Genomic DNA, 15,238 nt, shown 5'->3' with positions numbered 1-15,238 from the left:
CGCCTCCGGCCAGCCCGGATTTTCGGCTTCCCTGTCCCGATCCGCCGCCCTTCACCGCCGCCCGGCGCGATTTCCTGACCGCCGATCCGGGGCGTTGACAGCCGCCGCCCCAGGGGCCATGGTCCGGCCCACATCAACGGGGGTGCTCTGATTCCAGGGCTGAGATGCGCGGTCCCGCGTGAACCCTTCAAAGCTGACCCGGACAACCCCGGCCCGCGCCCTATTCGGCGGCGCGGGGGCTGGGCGGGTGCAGAAGCTGCGCCAGGGTCTGCGACAGCGAGGCCGGGGGAAAGGGCTTCTGGATCAGCGGCGCGTCATCGAACCCCTGGGGCAGATGTTCGCGGCCATAGCCCGACACGAAACAGAACGGCACCGCCCCCCGGCGCAGGCCCAAGGCCACCGCATCGACCGGCTGGCCCTTGAGATTGCCGTCCAGCAGCGCCAGGTCGAAGCGGTCCTCGGCCAGGGCGGACAGCGCGGCATCGACGCTGCGGACGATCCGCACCCGGCCCGCCCCGGCCAGTTCCAGTTCCGCCTGGATGTCCAGGGCGACCAGCGGTTCGTCCTCGACCACCAGCACCGACTGGCCGCGCAGGACCGCATCCGGCCCCGCCGCAGGGTCGGGGCCGTCGGGCGCGGACGGGGCGGCGCCGTCCAGCGGCGTGACCCCTTCGGTCAGGCGGATGGTCCAGACGACGCCTTCGGGGCGCCAGTCGGCCACCACGGCGCCATCCTCGCCCCCAGCGACGGCCGCGATCAGATCCGACCCGAAGCCGCCATGGCCGGGCGGGATGACGGCGGGGCCGCCGGTCTCGCGCCAGGTCAGCACGATGCCCCTGCCCTGCCCCACCCAGTCCAGATGCACCATGCCGCCGGGCACCGACAGCGCGCCGTATTTGACGGCATTGGTCGCCAGTTCGTGCAGCGTCAGCGCCATGCGCAGCATCGTGTCGGGGGTCAGTTCCACCGGCGGGCCGCTGCGGCGCAGCCGGTCGGCATCCAGCGTGCCCACCCGGATCTGGTCGTCGATCAACTGATCCAGCGGCGCACTGGCCCAGGTGGAATCCGACAGGATCGAATGGGCGCGCGACAGGGCCTGAAGACGGCCGACGAAGCCCTGTTCGAAATCCGCCAGATCCGCCGACCGGCGCAGGCCCTGCCGGGCGATGGCCTGGACATTGGCCAGGGTGTTTTTGATGCGGTGATTCAGCTCGCCCACCAGAAGCGACCGCACTTCCTCGGCGCGCTTGCGCTCGGTGATGTCCAGGATCTGCAAGGACAGGGTGCGCTGCCTGGACCCCGCCAGGATCGAGCCATAGATCTCGCAGGGGATCGGGCCGCGCTCGGCATGGCCCAGGACCATTTCCGTCGAATGGCGCGGCGCGCTGTCGCCGGGGGCCAGCCAGCCCGCCAGGGTCGCCGCCCCCGCCTCGTCCAGCCAGCCGGTGTCGGCGGCGGCCCGTTCCAGCAGGTCTTCGGCCGCGCGCCCGAACATCCGTTCGGCGCCCTTGGACCAGTCGCGGATGACCAGATCCTGGTCCAGCGTCACGAAGGCCAGCGGCGAATTGTCGGTATGCGCGCGCAGCATGCTGGCCGCGCGGTCGCGGTCATGGGCGATGCGCTGCATCTCGTCGTGCTGGCGTTGCAGGTCGCGGGCCTGGCGGCCGATGCGGAAGAACACCTCGGCCTTGGATTTCAGCACCACAGGGTCGATCGGCTTGACGATGTAATCGACCGCCCCCGCCTCGTATCCCCGGAACCGGCGCGCCTCGTCGCGGTCGGCGGCGGTGACGAAGATGATCGGCACGCCGCGCGTGCGTTCCGTGGACCGCATCAGTTCGGCCAGTTCGTAGCCGTCGGTTCCCGGCATATGCACGTCCAGCAGCGCCAGGGCATAGTCGTGGACCAGCATCAGTTCCAGCGCCTGGGTCGCGGAATGGGCGTGGTCGACCTCCAGCCCGTCGCGGCGCAGCAGCGCGTCAAGCGCCAGGATGTTTTCGGCGATGTCGTCGACGATCAGGAACCGGATGGGTCTGTCAGGCATGGGCGTCTTCCTGGCTGGCCCTGCGCCGCCAGATCCGATCGGGTTCGTCGAAGGCGGCGAAGTGGCGGGCATGGGGCGAAAAGCGCAGGGTCTCGTGCGACCCCAGGCCCAGGAAGCCGCCGCGCGTCAGGGCCTGGGCGAACAGCCCCAGGGCGCGGTCCTGCAACGGGCTGTCGAAATAGATCAGGACGTTGCGGCAGGACACCAGATGCACCTCGGAAAAGACCTGGTCGGTGGCCAGGTTGTGTTCGGTAAAGACCGTGCGGTCCCGCAGCGCCCGGTCGAAGGCCACCCGCCCATAGGCGGCGGTATAGTGGTCGGCCAGCGTCCCGGTGCCGCCCGCGCGCTGATAGTTCTGCGAAAAAACCGGCAGGCGGTCAATGGGATAGACCCCCGTCTCGGCCCGTTGAAGCGCCCGGCGGTTGATTTCCGTGGCGTAAAACAGGGTCCGGTCGAACAGCCCCTCTTCGCGGAACAGGATCGCCAGGGAATACAGCTCCTCTCCGTCCGCGCAGCCCGCCACCCAGACCTTGAGCGACGGGAAGGTGCGCAGATGCGGCACCACCTCGCGGCGCAGCGCCAGGTAATAGGGCGGGTCGCGGAACAGTTCGCTGACCTGCACCGTCATCGCGTCGATCACGTCCGGCAAGATCGAGCCGTCGCGCAGCAGCCGGCCCTGCAATTCCGACAGCGTGGCGCAGCCCAGCCGCTCGCGCGCAAGATCCGCCCGCCGCACCAGCGAGGCGCGGGAATAGGACCGGAAATCGTAATGCCAGCGGCGGTGCAGCGCTTCCAGGAACAGATCCAGCTCCACCATGTCGGCGGGGTCGGCGGGAACCGGGGCGACCGTCATCGCGGCATCCACACGCGGGTCAGCGACAGCAGCTTGTCCACGTCCAAGGGCTTGGACAGGTAGTCGTTCGCCCCCGCCTCGATGCAGCGGTTCTGGTCCTCGGCCATGGCCTTGGCGGTCAGCATGATGATCGGCAGGGTCTTCCAGCGGTCTATCTTGCGGATCTCGCGGGTGGCGGTCAGCCCGTCCATTTCCGGCATCATCACGTCCATCAGCACCAGATCGACGCGCGGCGCGCCGCCATCGTCGATGCAGCCCAGGGCCTCCAGGGCCTCGCGCCCGTTGCGGGCGATCTGGACGGTGGCGCCATGGGGTTCGAACACCCCGGTCAGCGCATAGACGTTGCGGATGTCGTCCTCGACCACCAGGATCCGCCGCCCCTCGAGCTGCGCGTCCCGGCCCAGCGACGCCGCCAGCATCCGGCGCTGCTTCTCGGGCAGTTCCGACACCACCTGATGCAGGAACAGCGTCACCTCGCTGACCAGCCGCTCGGGCGATTTCGCGCCCTTGATGATGATCGACTTGGAATACCGCCGCAGCCGCTGCTCCTCGTCCTCGGACAGGGCGCGGGCGGTATAGACGATCACCGGCGGAAAGGCCGCCGTGCCGTCCGCGTCCAGCCGTTCCAGCAGGTCGAAGCCCGAGGCGTCGGGCAGCGTCATGTCCAGCACGATGCAGTCGACGGTCTGGGTCCGGCAGATCTCGAACGCCTCGGCGGCGGTGCCCGCCCCCACGGTTTCCACCGCGTCGCTGGCCAGCAGGGCGCGCAGCCCCTCCATCTGGGCGGGATCGTCCTCGACGATCAGCACGCGGCGCAACCGGCCTTGCAGGCGCTGCTCCAGGCTGCGGATCGCGGTTTCCAGCTGATCGCGCGCCACCGGCTTCAGCATATAGCTGATCGCCCCCTGGGCCATCGCCTCGTGCATGTAATCCTCGGCCGAGATCACATGCACCGGGATGTGCCGCGTCGCCGTGTCGCGTTTCAGCCGGTCCAGCGCGGACAGGCCCGAATGGTCGGGCAGGCGGATGTCCAGCACGATCGCATGGGGCAGGAATCGTCGCGCCGCCCGCACCGCGTCGTCGGCCCGATCCACGCAGACGCAGCGGAAGCCCAGTTCGTGCGCCAGATCCAGCAGCACGGCCGCGAAGGCCGCGTCGTCCTCGACCACCAGCATCACCCGGTCGCCCGGCTCGATCCGGTCGCGGTCGTCCGACAAGCCCGGCAGCGCGCCCAGGACCGCGTCCTCGGCGACCGGGGCGGGCGCCATGTCGGGCGCGCGCAACGGCGCCGGTGCCGCCTGCGCCTGCGGGCCGTCGGGCAGGATCAGCGTGAAGGTGCTGCCCCTGCCCTTCCGGCTTTCCAGCGTGATCCGGCCGCCCAGCAGATCCGCCAGCTCGCGGGAAATCGACAGCCCCAGCCCGGTGCCGCCGAACCGGCGAGAGATGGTGCCGTCCGCCTGGCGGAACGCCTCGAACACGGCGTCCTGCTGGTCGGGATCGATGCCGATGCCGGTGTCGCTGACCGAAAAGGCGATGCCGCCCTGGGCGGGCGCGATGCGCAGCGTGATCCGGCCCCGCTCGGTGAATTTCAGCGCGTTCGACAGGAAGTTGCGCAGCACCTGTTCCAGCCGCGCCCGGTCGGTCTGGATCGCGCTCAGGCCGGGGGCCAGTTCGAAGCCCAGTTCCAGCCCCTTGGACCGGGCCTGCTCCTCGAAGGCGCGCACCAGCTTGCGCGCGACGGTGCCGGGTTCCACCGTGTCGGCGGCGATCTCCATCTTGCCCGCCTCGATCTTGGACAGATCCAGGATGTCGTTGATCAGCACCAGCAGATCCTTGCCCGAGCTTTCGATGGTCTCGGCCCAGCGGACCTGTTCGTCGGTCAGGGTGCGGCTGCGGTTTTCCGCCAGAAGCCGCGACATGATCAGCAGCGCGTTCAGCGGCGTGCGCAATTCGTGGGACATGTTGGCCACGAATTCCGACTTATAGCGGCTTTCGCGCGCCAGTTCGACCGTCTTGCTCTCCAGGTCGCGGCGCGACCGGGCCAGGGCGTCGCGCTGATCCTCGAGCGCGCGGGTCTGGATCTCAAGCTGGTTGTTCTGCTGTTCCAGTTCGGCCTGCTGCTGTTCCAGCTTGCGCTGGCTGTCCTGCAAGGCGCGGCTCTGTTCCTCAAGCTCCTCGTTGGTCGCGGCCAGTTCCTCGGCATGGCTGCGCAGTTCCTCGGCCTGGTGGCGGGTCTCCTCCAGCAGTTCCTCCAGGCGGTGGCGGTCATGGACCGACCGGATCGCCAGGGCCAGGCGTTCGCCCACCCGGTCCAGCAGATCGCCCACCCGCGCCGGGGGCGGGCCGTCGAAGCCGAATTCCAGCAGCCCCTCGGTCCGGTTTCCCTCGCGCAGCGGGACGATCACCACATGGGCGGCGCGCCCGCGCGACAGCCCCGACCCCCAGCCAAGCGCCTGGTCGGGGGCCAGGTCCAGATGCACCACGCGGCTTTCGGCCAGGCTGCGCGCCAGATGCCCGCCGGGGGCGGTCCGGTCGGGGCCGGGCAGGCCCGCGTCATCCACCCCCCAGGCGGCCAGCCGCCGCAGCCCGCCCGCATGGGCATCATAGGCGACCGCGGCCCGCGCCCCTGCCCGCTCGGCCAGCACCGCCAGCACCCGTTGCCCCAGTTCCTCGGCCGACGGATCGCCCTGGACGGCCTGCGACACCTCGACCTCGCCCTGGCGGGCCCAGGCTTCGCGCGCCAGGATCCCCCTGTTGCGGATCAGCATCCGGCCCATATTGCCCAGGACCAGATAGACGACGCTTGCCAGGGTGCGGTTCAGCGCCGCGACGCGCGGGTCGATCCCGGCGTGGCCGTCCAGCAGGAATCCCCCGGCCATCGCCAGACAGGCGGTCAGCGCGACCGCGACGGGCGCCCAGGACCGGCTGACCGTAAAGGACAGCGCCAGCGGGATGATATAGATCAGCCAGACCGCCGTGCCCAACGGCACATACAGATCCATCACGAAGATCGCGCAAATCATCGCGACGATCAGCGAAAGGATCGCCAACTCTTTGTTCTTGTTCACTGTTTTGTCCCTGGCCCGGTATTTCCACGCGGTTCTGGCCGCCGGCGGCCATTTCCGAACGCCCGCCCCGACGCGGCGGTTCCCGCGCCGCGTCGAAGTTGACGTTACGTCATTTATGGGGTTTCGCGGCGAAACCTCATCGGTCCAGCAGGGCGCGGATCTCGGCCATCAGGCTGTCCATCAGGTCGTCGTCGATCGCCCCTCCCTCCAGGCGCAACACATGGGCCTTGCCGTCGCGGGCGCGGCGGATGGTGATCCCGCTGGTGGTGCGCAGCGTCTGGCCGTCGATCCAGCCGTATTGCACCGGCGCCTGGCTGCGCGGCCGCCCGCCCCTGGCCGGGCTGCGGGGGGCGGATTCCGACCGGGCGATCACCGGCTCCAGCAGCTGCCATTCCGCCTCGGCATCCTCGGGGCTGGCCGAGGACAGGGCCTGGCGCAATCGCGCCTCGGCCCCGTCGCGCAGGGCCGTCGCCAGCCGCAGGCCGCGCTTTTCGGTCAGCGCCTCGGGAAATTGCAGCATGTCGCCCAACTCCTCGAAGATCAGGGCAAAGGACCGCACCTTGGACCGCTTGGCCTTGGATCCGGTGGCGAACAGCCGGTTCACCGCGTCCTCGACATTGGCGAAGGCCCCCTGATTGGCGGCGATCACGGCGATGCGCCCGCGTTCGAAATGGCTCAGTTCCTCGCGGACCTCGTTCTCCTCGACCATGGCGACGAAGGCGGCGTCGGACTGGGTGCGGGGGCGGATCAGGGCGCGGATCCGGGCATGGGCCTCGGATCCCGTCAGCGCGTGCAGCGCCCGCATCGCGTGCAGGCGGCGATAACCCGACAGCAGGCCATAGCGCGCGCCCTGCCCGGCCGGCCTCTCCATCTCGAACACCTCAATCGGCAGGCGCAGCCCGTTGGCGGCGATGGACAGCCGCAGCTCGGTCATCTCGGCCTCGTCCATGACCATGCGGTCGCGAATCATGGCGCCCTCGTCGATCTGCTCCAGCGGCAGTTCGGCGATCAGCAGCCCCTGCCCTTCGGCGCGGCGCAACCGCTCGGCATCCGCCCGGTCGCGGGCCCGTTCGGCCCGCGCATCGGCCGGTTCCAGCGATCCCTGCGCCGCAGTGTCCGCCGCGACCTGGGCGATGGGCGCGATCCCCGGCCCGACCGAGGGGCGGCCATGGGTTTCGCGGCGAAACTCGGCCTCGATCCTGGACAGGTCGTCGGTGCTGGGGGTTTCCAGCCGCCTGCGCTTAACCATGGGCTTTCTCCTGCTCTGCCTGCTCCATCTGAAGATCGCGCCACCAGGCCCCCAGGATCAGTTCCTTGACCTCGGCCCAGGTGCGGTCAAAGGTCTCGCGCCCCCGGACATAGGTGTCGCGGTTGAATTCGCGGTAATCGGCCTCGTAGATGCCGTTCACCTGTTCGCCCGCCTGGCCGATCATGGCGGTGACTTCCTGGCGGAAGGTGGTCATGAAATCCCCGAAATAGGCCTGGATGACATTGGCCAGGTCGGTCTGCTGGGCGGCGTCGAAGCGGGTGATGATCGCCCGCACCGCATCCCATTCGAAGCGCATCTCGGGCAGGCCCTCGCGGCGGCGGGCGGCGTTCTCTCCGTCCTCGACGCTGGCGAAGGTCGAATAGAGCATGTCGAAGAAGCGGCCTGTCGAATCGAACTCCAGGAAGGATGCCCCCAGCGGCACCAGCAGGATGTCGGCGGCGGCAAGCGCGTTGATCGTCAGATAGCCAAGCGCGGGGGGCGTATCCAGAATGATGATGTCGTAATCGTTGACGATCCCGTCCTTGGTCAGCGCATTGCCAAGCGCGTCCCACAGCGGCCAGCCGCGCAGGCCCATCCGCCAGACGGGAACCTGGAATTCGGCCCAATAGAGGTTCAGCTGCGCCCCCAGCAGGTCGATGTTCGGCCAGTGCGTGGGCTGGATCACGTCGCGGGCGGTGATGGTCAGCGCCTCGGTCAGGGTCTCGTCGAAGGGCAGGGGGGGCTGGCCCGCCGCCTCGCGCACGCGGTTTTCATCCTGAAGCGCCAGGGCATAGTCCTTGGCCAGCAGCGGGAAGGCGGTCGACCATTCATCGCCGACCTTGCCCCCCATGATCGAGGTCATGCTGCCCTGGCTGTCCAGGTCGATGACCAGCACCTTGTAGCCGTCAAGCGCCGCCGACATCGCCAGATGCGCCGCGGTCGAGGTCTTGCCGACGCCGCCCTTGAAATTCGCCACCGCGATGGTCTTCGCGGGCAGCCCTTCTGGGCGCCAGGGGCGGTATTCGCGGCCCGCCGCGCCCTCGGCCGCGAAATGGTCGCGCAGGCGCAGCACGTCGTCCAGGCTGAACCATTTCGAATTGCCCTCTCCGGTGCCTTGGGGCAGGTCAGGGAACTTGCGCAGCACCCGGCGGAAATGGGCCGGCGCGACGGGGATCAGATAGCGGCAGACCTCCCATGTGGAAAAGCGGCGCAGACGCTTGTGGCCGTCGGGGGCATAGCCGCGTTCGGCCAGATCCTGACGGCCGCGGGCGGCGAAGGCGGCGGCTTTGGCGAATCGGGCGGTGTCGATAGGATCGGACAGCCGCCGCGCGGCTTTGGCTGGGTCGATGTTGAAATAGGGGGGTAGGGGGTCTTTGCCAGTGGACATGTCACCAATCCAGGGATGTGCTGCTGTTCGCAGTATTTTCGCAAAGTTGCGCACATGGAAAGCCGAAAGTTGCCGCAGCAGGCCAAGTTTCGCCGCGAAACCCCTGCTTTCTTGAGGAAAAAGGCGCCAGCGATTTAAGGATCTATGATTCTCTTTAAGATCTTTAAGGACGATTATTCAAATCATATCAAATGGATACGCCACGAAGGGCACCCGTTTCCGGGACGAAAGGAACCCGGAAACAGGATGATGGGTGCCCGATTCCGGGATTGGAAGCACCGATTCGCGGGAACGGCCGTTATTTGGCTTCCGACCCCCATAATGCGGGCTTTTGTGGGCCGGATCGCCCTGGGCCGTCCTGTAAAAGGGTGCCTTTGGCGGCCGGCGATGCCGTAAGGCACCCGTTTCCGGGACGTTGCTTCGCGGCATTTCGCAACGGTTCGGGTGCCCGTGTCAGGATTGCCAGCAGGCACCTTTGTTGCCATGATGACGGGCGACACTCCAACGGCAGACCGGACCGGCCCATGCAGGATATTCCCCGCGATCAACTGGCAGGCGCGTTGCGCCGGGGCGCGGTCAAGAAGCATGTGGCGGCGATCCATGTGTCGGGCAAGCTGACGCTGTTGCAGCGCAAGCTGTCGAACGTGCTGCTGCTCAATGCCTATGACACGCTGATCACCAGCACCCGTCACCAGATCGACGCGCGCACCCTGTGCCTGATGATCGGTTACAATTCGAACGACATGGACACGCTGAAGCAGTCGCTGCGGGGGCTGGCGGAAACGGTGGCGGAATGGGACATGCTGGACGAAAAGGGCCAGCAGGAATGGGGGGTGTCCAGCCTGTTGTCCTTTGCCCGGCTGCGCGGCGGCGTGTGCGAATACGCCTATTCCCCGGCCCTGGCGGAAAAGCTGCACGATCCCAAGGTCTTCGCGCTGATCAACCTGAACATCCAGCGGCGCTTCACCTCGGGGCATGCGCTTGCGCTTTACGAGAACTGCTATCGCTTCGTCAGGACCGGATCGACGGGCTGGTGGCCCATCGACCTGTTCCGCCGCCTGATGGGGGTGGACGGATCCGCCTATTACGAGACGTTCAAGCACCTGAACGCCAAGATCATCAAGCCCGCCGTGGCCGAGGTGAACAAGACCAGCAACATCGTCGTGACGCCCGAGGTGCGCAAGGCGGGCCGGGCCGTCACCGACATCCGGTTTCTGATCGCCGAGAATCCGCAGCTGGCGATCCTGGATCTGGACGACGGGGCGGGGGCGCGGCACGGCCCCGTCTATGCCCGGCTGCGCGCGCTTGGCGTCAGCGACCGGCTGGCGCGGCAATGGCTGAACCTGCATGGCGAGGAACAGGTGCTGGCCAAGCTGGCCTATGTCGAAAGCAAGGACGGCGTGCGCAGCAAGATCGGCTATCTGACGGCGGCGCTTGACGGTTCGGCGGCGGCCGCACCGGCGGGGCAGGGGGCTTTGGCCCCGGCGCAGCCGGTGGCGTCGGCCGTGCCGTCCGCATCGCCTCGGGCCGAACGGCTGCGCCGGATCCTGGAGGCGGTGAAGGCCCGCACGCCCACGCAGCGCGACGCCGACAAGCGGCTGTTTTCCAGCCAGCTTCCCGATGCCCGGCTGCGCGAGGATTTCGAGCGCCATGGCTGGATGTCGCCCCTGAACGCCGCCCGCATCGCCGAATTCTGGGAGGAGATCGCGCCCGGCACGATGGCGGGGGCGGAGTAAGGGGGGGCGCTGACCGGGCGGTTCGGGACGGACATCGCGTGGCGATGCCCTTCGCCATCGGGCGATGGCGTCGGTTTCCGCGAAACCCTGCCCGCGCCAGTTGCGTTCACCCTTAAGCCTGCCCGCAGAAAAGGAAAACGCCGTGGTCGCCCTGTCCGCCCCCGTGCCCCTGAGGCCGATTCATCCGCTTCACGCCATCCTGCTGTCCTTTCCCTTTCCGCTGTTTCTGGGAACGCTGGCCAGCGACATCGCCTATGCCCGCAGCTTCCAGATCCAATGGGCGAATTTCGCGCAATGGCTGAATGCCGGGGGTCTGCTGGTCGGCGCCTTCGTGCTGCTGTGGGCGCTGATCGGGCTGTTCCGCCGCCGGGCGCGGGGCAACCGGCGGCCGGTCGTCTATTTCGTGCTGGTGCTGGCGATGTGGGCGGCGGGGCTGGTGAATGCCCTGGTCCATGCCAAGGACGCCTTTGCCGTGATGCCCGAGGGGCTGTGGCTGTCGGCGCTTGCGGCGATCCTGGCGCTTGCGGCGTCCTGGTTGGGCTTCGGCGGCGTCCGCCGGGCGGACGGGACGGGGGGCTGGACATGACCATGCGCCGCGTCCTGACGACCGCCGTTCTTGTCGTCCTGCCTTTCGGCCTGCCGCTGGGCGCCCTGGGCCAGGCGCCCGAAGGCACCTCGCCCGTCACCGGGGCCGATCCGGTGCTTCCGGAACCCCGGCGCGGGCTGCTGCCCGACATGGTGATCCCGCGCCCGGCGGGCTGGGGCGACGACCTGCCGACCGTGCCCGAGGGCTATTCCGTCACCGCCATCGCCACCGATCTGGCGATCCCGCGCCAGACGCTGGTGCTGCCCAACGGCGACATTCTGGTGGCCGAGGGCAAGGGCCAGGGCGCACCCGCGCTGCGTCCCAAGGACATGATCGCGGGCTTCATCAAGTCGCTGGGCAAAAGCCCGGTGGCGGGCGGCGACCGGCTGACGCTGCTGCGCGATGCGGATGGCGACGGGGTCTATGAGACGCAGGGGGTATTCGCGGACGGGCTGAATTCGCCCTATGGTTTGGCGCAGATCGGCAGCTTCATCTATGTCGCGAACCAGGACGCGGTGGTCCGCTTCGACTATACCGACGGCCAGATCCAGGCCAGCGGCCCGCCGGTGACGCTGGCGGAACTGCCTGCGGTCATCAACCACCACTGGACCAAGGCGATGACGGCCAGTGCCGACGGGCGGTTCCTGTATGTGGGGATCGGGTCGAACAGCAACATCACCGAACGCGGCCTGGAGGCCGAGGAGGACCGGGCGATGATCTGGCAGATCGACGCCCAGACCGGCGCGCATCGTCCCTATGCCACAGGCCTGCGCAACCCGACCGCGCTGACCATCCAGCCGGACAGCGGCCAGTTGTGGGCCGTGGTCAACGAACGCGACGAGATCGGCCCGGATCTGGTGCCCGATTATCTGACCGCCGTGCAGGAGGGCGGCTTCTACGGCTGGCCCTACAGCTATTGGGGGCAGAATGTCGACAGCCGCGCCCAGCCGCAGGATCCGGGCAAGGTCGCCTCGGCCATCGTGCCGGATTACGCCCTGGGCGCGCATGTGGCGGCGCTTGGGGTGGATTTCTCGGACCCGGCGATGGGCGCGGACTTCGCCGAGGGCGTCTTCGTGGGGATGCACGGCAGCTGGAACCGCGACTGGCCGGTCGGCTACAAGGTGGTGTTCGTGCCGTTCCGGGACGGCCGGCCGGCGGGCGATCCGGTCGATTTCGTCACCGGCTTCCTGCTGGACGCGGACACCACGCGGGGCCGGCCGGTGGGCGTGACGGTCGATCCGCGCGGCGCGCTGATCGTGGCGGACGACCTGTCGAACACCCTCTGGCGGATCGCGCCGGATCAGCCATAGGAGGCAGGCCGTGACGCATCGGGTCGTCGTCCTGGGCGCGGGCTTCGCGGGCCTGCAACTGGTTCAGGATCTGCGCGGCGCGGACTGCCGGATCACGCTGATCGACCAGAGAAACCACCACCTGTTCCAGCCGCTGCTGTATCAGGTGGCCACCACGCTGCTGGCCACGTCCGAGATCGCCTGGCCGATCCGCCGCGTGCTGCGCCGCCGCCCCGACGTGACCACGCTGCTGGCCCGCGTCACCGGCATCGACCGCCAGGCGCGGCTGGTCCTGCTGGAGGACGGGGCGCCGGTTCCCTTCGACACGCTGGTGGTGGCGACGGGCGCGCGCCACGCCTATTTCGGCCATGACGCATGGGAGGCGGACGCCCCCGGTCTCAAGACGCTGGAGGACGCGACCACCATCCGCCGCCGCCTGCTGCTGGCCTTCGAGCGCGCCGAACTGGCCGAGGATCCGGCCGAACGCGACGCGAACCTGACCTTCGCCATCATCGGCGGCGGCCCGACCGGGGTCGAACTGGCGGGGATCCTCGCCGACCTGGCCCATCGCGTGCTGCCGCGCGAATTCCGCCGCATCGACACCCGCACCGCCCGCATCATGCTGATCGAGGCCGGGCCGCGCATCCTGCCGGTCTTTCCCCCCGCGCTGTCCGATTACGCGGCGGCCGCGCTGCAACGGCGCGGGGTGCAGGTGCTGACCGGCCAGCCGGTCACGGATCTGTCGGCCCGGCATGTGAGCATCGGCGACCAGGCGGTGCCCTGCCGGACGGTGATCTGGGCGGCGGGGGTCCAGGCCTCGCCCGCGGCGGCCTGGCTGGCGGCGACGGCCGACCGGGCGGGGCGGGTGATTGTCGGCCCCGACCTGACGCTGCCGGACGATCCGGCGATCCTGGTGCTGGGCGATACCGCGCATGTCGATCAGGACGGCGCCCCGGTGCCCGCCCTGGCGCCCGCCGCCAAGCAGCAGGGCCGTTACGGCGCCGCGCTGATCCGCGCGCGGCTGGCGGGCCAGCCGGCGCCGGGGCCGTTCCGGTACCGCCACGGCGGCAATCTGGCGACCATCGGGCGCAACGCCGCCGTGATCGACTTCGGCCGGATCCGGCTGACCGGGCGGCTGGCCTGGTGGATCTGGGGCATCGCCCATATCTATTTCCTGATCGGCGTCCGTTCGCGCCTGGCCGTGGCGATCAACTGGCTGTGGAGCTTCCTGTCCCGCCAGAACTCGGCCCGGCTGATCACGCAGAGAGAGACGCTGCGCCCGCCCGGCGGGAACGCGGGCGCCGCCGCCGGGGTTGATGGTCCAGGAGGAACCGCCATGACCCGAGAGACCCCGAAACACCCCAATCCCGCCACCGATCCGCCCCGCCGGAACGGCCAGGGCGAACACGAGGGCGTGCCGCATTCGCCCGAGGAATTCGACGTGATGAATCCCGCCAAGGCCGACAAGACCCCCGGCGGGCCGCAGGAAAACCAGTAACGCCGCTGCCCGGCCGGTCCTTGGATCGGGGCTGGCCGGGTTCCATCAGCCGCCCTGCGGCGGGCGGGGTCACGGCCAGATAGGGGCGCCCTCCAGCCCGGTGGTTTCAGGCAGACCACAGATCAGGTTCGCGTTCTGCACGGCGTGTCCTGCGGCCCCCTTCCCGAGATTGTCGACGACACCCATCGCAATCACCAAGTTCCGCTTGGGATCGGCGGCGTAGCTTACAAACGCGAGATTGGAGCCTGTTGCCCATTTCGTTTGCGGCGGCGCGTCCACCACACGGACGAAGCCCCGCCGGGCGTAGAAATCGCGGGCTGCCTCGACGCACTGGCCTGTCGTGGCGTGACCTCGACAGTAGATGGTCGCCAGGATGCCGCGCGTCATCGGCACCAAATGCGCTGTCAGCACCAGGCCTGCCGCACTGCCACCGGACAACCGTTCAATCGTCTTTGCGATCTCGGGCAGGTGAACATGTTCGAGAAGGCCGTAAGGGGCCAGATTCTCGTTACTTTCGGCATATCCGAATTTGCTTTCGCCGCCCCGGCCAGCGCCCGAAATGCCGGTCTTGGCATCAATGACGATATTGCCCGGCTGGATCAGCTTGTTGGCCAGCAGCGGCGCCAGGGCGGTCAGCGACGCCGCAGGAAAACAACCGGGGTTCGCGACCCGGTTCTGCCGTTCGATCTGGGCTGGCCAGATGTCGGCCAATCCGTAAGCCCAGCCATCAGCATAGCGATGATCGCCGCCGATATCGACGATCTTTACCCTTTCCGAAACCCGTGCCAGCGCATCCGCCGAGGCTCCGGTCGGTAGCGACGCGAACAGCACATCAAGCTCTGGCAAGCTGTCAGGATTCCACTTCTGGATCACCAGTTCGGTCAGCTTGGCGGGTACGCCGGGAAAACGGTCCATCAAACGGCTGCCCGCACTGCTGTCGCCTGCGGCGTAGACCAGTTCGAAAGACGGGTGGTTCGCGATCAGGCGCAGGGCCTCGCCGCCGCCAAAACCACTGATGCCGACAATGCCGACGCGAATACTCATAGTCCTGTCCTTCCAGATTTCAGACAAAAGAAAGCCCCCGAAGCGAGGGCTGCGGGGGTTCGGAAAAGCGGGCCGGGTCTGCTTCGGCAGGTGTGACCTACGGTAAGGCGGTCACCTTGCCCAAGAGAACAAACCGACACGCAGCCGTCGAACCGCCGCGCGGGTGCAGCGACGTCGGCGCAGAGGGCAAGGAGTCGGTTTCCTGAACATGTCCGGATAACAGTCGCGGCGCGCATCTATTGTCAAGTAAAACGTCGTTCGATCGTCATGGTAATGACGGCTTCGGTTTCCCACGGCGTCGATGCGACCCGAGGTTGGGCCGCGCACAAAGTGGCGACCTGGCAATGCAAGACCCCGAAGCGGAACGGGCGTCTGCATCCGGTCGCGGCATGGTCCCGACTTCGGCAAGATGAAACGCCCGAAACGCGCGCCCGCGCCGTGGTCGCCGGATCTAACGTCCCTCGGAAAGCCGGAGGGACCATGC

Annotated in this window: 10 protein-coding genes; 4 read left to right on the top strand and 6 right to left on the bottom strand. The window is 68.4% G+C overall.

What is annotated here, in order from left to right; all coding sequences use genetic code 11:
* Window positions 1-220: 220 nt before the first annotated feature.
* The 5 genes from PARHAE_RS21885 to PARHAE_RS09140 form a co-directional block, all read right to left on the bottom strand.
* Window positions 221-2,044 (bottom strand): response regulator, encoded by a 1,824-nt coding sequence (locus PARHAE_RS21885; RefSeq protein WP_164555194.1) that lies wholly within the window; start codon window positions 2,042-2,044, stop codon window positions 221-223.
* A complete protein-coding gene (locus tag PARHAE_RS09155; RefSeq protein ID WP_126154311.1) occupies window positions 2,037-2,897 on the bottom strand; it encodes a CheR family methyltransferase in 861 nt (286 codons plus the stop codon). Before PARHAE_RS09155 ends, PARHAE_RS21885 begins: the two co-directional genes overlap by 8 nt.
* Window positions 2,894-5,965 carry a response regulator gene (locus PARHAE_RS09150; protein ID WP_206436909.1) on the bottom strand — a complete coding sequence of 1,024 codons (3,072 nt, stop codon included), beginning with the start codon at window positions 5,963-5,965 and terminating at the stop codon, window positions 2,894-2,896. Before PARHAE_RS09150 ends, PARHAE_RS09155 begins: the two co-directional genes overlap by 4 nt.
* A 136-nt stretch (window positions 5,966-6,101) precedes the next feature.
* Window positions 6,102-7,214 carry a ParB/RepB/Spo0J family partition protein gene (locus tag PARHAE_RS09145; RefSeq protein WP_126154310.1) on the bottom strand — a complete coding sequence of 371 codons (1,113 nt, stop codon included), beginning with the start codon at window positions 7,212-7,214 and terminating at the stop codon, window positions 6,102-6,104.
* The gene (locus PARHAE_RS09140) at window positions 7,207-8,601 is read right to left on the bottom strand and encodes an AAA family ATPase (protein ID WP_126154309.1); all 1,395 of its coding nucleotides are present in this window, start codon (window positions 8,599-8,601) and stop codon (window positions 7,207-7,209) included. The genes PARHAE_RS09145 and PARHAE_RS09140 overlap by 8 nt, the downstream gene beginning before the upstream one ends.
* 524 nt (window positions 8,602-9,125) lie before the next feature.
* Between PARHAE_RS09140 and PARHAE_RS09135 the strand changes: the two genes are divergently transcribed.
* The 4 genes from PARHAE_RS09135 (at window position 9,126) to PARHAE_RS09120 (ending at window position 13,710) form a co-directional block, all read left to right on the top strand.
* Window positions 9,126-10,337: a replication initiation protein gene (locus PARHAE_RS09135; protein ID WP_126154308.1), complete on the top strand. Its 1,212-nt coding sequence runs from the start codon at window positions 9,126-9,128 to the stop codon at window positions 10,335-10,337.
* 142 nt (window positions 10,338-10,479) lie between these two features.
* On the top strand, window positions 10,480-10,923 hold the full coding sequence (locus PARHAE_RS09130) for a DUF2231 domain-containing protein (RefSeq protein ID WP_126154307.1): 444 nt from the start codon (window positions 10,480-10,482) through the stop codon (window positions 10,921-10,923).
* Window positions 10,920-12,233: a PQQ-dependent sugar dehydrogenase gene (locus PARHAE_RS09125; RefSeq protein WP_206436908.1), complete on the top strand. Its 1,314-nt coding sequence runs from the start codon at window positions 10,920-10,922 to the stop codon at window positions 12,231-12,233. The genes PARHAE_RS09130 and PARHAE_RS09125 overlap by 4 nt, the downstream gene beginning before the upstream one ends.
* 10 nt (window positions 12,234-12,243) lie before the next feature.
* Window positions 12,244-13,710, top strand: a complete 1,467-nt coding sequence (locus tag PARHAE_RS09120) for an NAD(P)/FAD-dependent oxidoreductase (protein ID WP_126154306.1) — start codon at window positions 12,244-12,246, stop codon at window positions 13,708-13,710.
* A gap of 69 nt (window positions 13,711-13,779) precedes the next feature.
* Here the strand turns inward: PARHAE_RS09120 and argC are convergent, their stop codons facing one another.
* On the bottom strand, window positions 13,780-14,754 hold the full coding sequence (gene argC / locus PARHAE_RS09115) for an N-acetyl-gamma-glutamyl-phosphate reductase (RefSeq protein ID WP_126154305.1): 975 nt from the start codon (window positions 14,752-14,754) through the stop codon (window positions 13,780-13,782).
* Between the last annotated feature and the right edge of the window lie 484 nt (window positions 14,755-15,238).

This window comes from Paracoccus haematequi, from assembly GCF_900631945.1.
GTDB classification, from domain to species: Bacteria; Pseudomonadota; Alphaproteobacteria; order Rhodobacterales; family Rhodobacteraceae; genus Paracoccus; species Paracoccus haematequi_A.
The sequence above is the reverse complement of the archived record's forward strand: the minus strand, read 5'-3'. Positions and strand labels throughout refer to the sequence as shown.

What these genes read in the sequence shown, in the direction of transcription:
- PARHAE_RS21885 (WP_164555194.1), bottom strand. Translation starts at nt 2,044, where the DNA reads ATGCCTGACAGACCCATCCGGTTCCTGATCGTCGACGACATCGCCGAA.
- PARHAE_RS09155 (WP_126154311.1), bottom strand. Translation starts at nt 2,897, where the DNA reads ATGACGGTCGCCCCGGTTCCCGCCGACCCCGCCGACATGGTGGAGCTG.
- PARHAE_RS09145 (WP_126154310.1), bottom strand. Translation starts at nt 7,214, where the DNA reads ATGGTTAAGCGCAGGCGGCTGGAAACCCCCAGCACCGACGACCTGTCC.
- PARHAE_RS09140 (WP_126154309.1), bottom strand. Translation starts at nt 8,601, where the DNA reads ATGTCCACTGGCAAAGACCCCCTACCCCCCTATTTCAACATCGACCCA.
- PARHAE_RS09135 (WP_126154308.1), top strand. Translation starts at nt 9,126, where the DNA reads ATGCAGGATATTCCCCGCGATCAACTGGCAGGCGCGTTGCGCCGGGGC.
- PARHAE_RS09125 (WP_206436908.1), top strand. Translation starts at nt 10,920, where the DNA reads ATGACCATGCGCCGCGTCCTGACGACCGCCGTTCTTGTCGTCCTGCCT.
- argC (WP_126154305.1), bottom strand. Translation starts at nt 14,754, where the DNA reads ATGAGTATTCGCGTCGGCATTGTCGGCATCAGTGGTTTTGGCGGCGGC.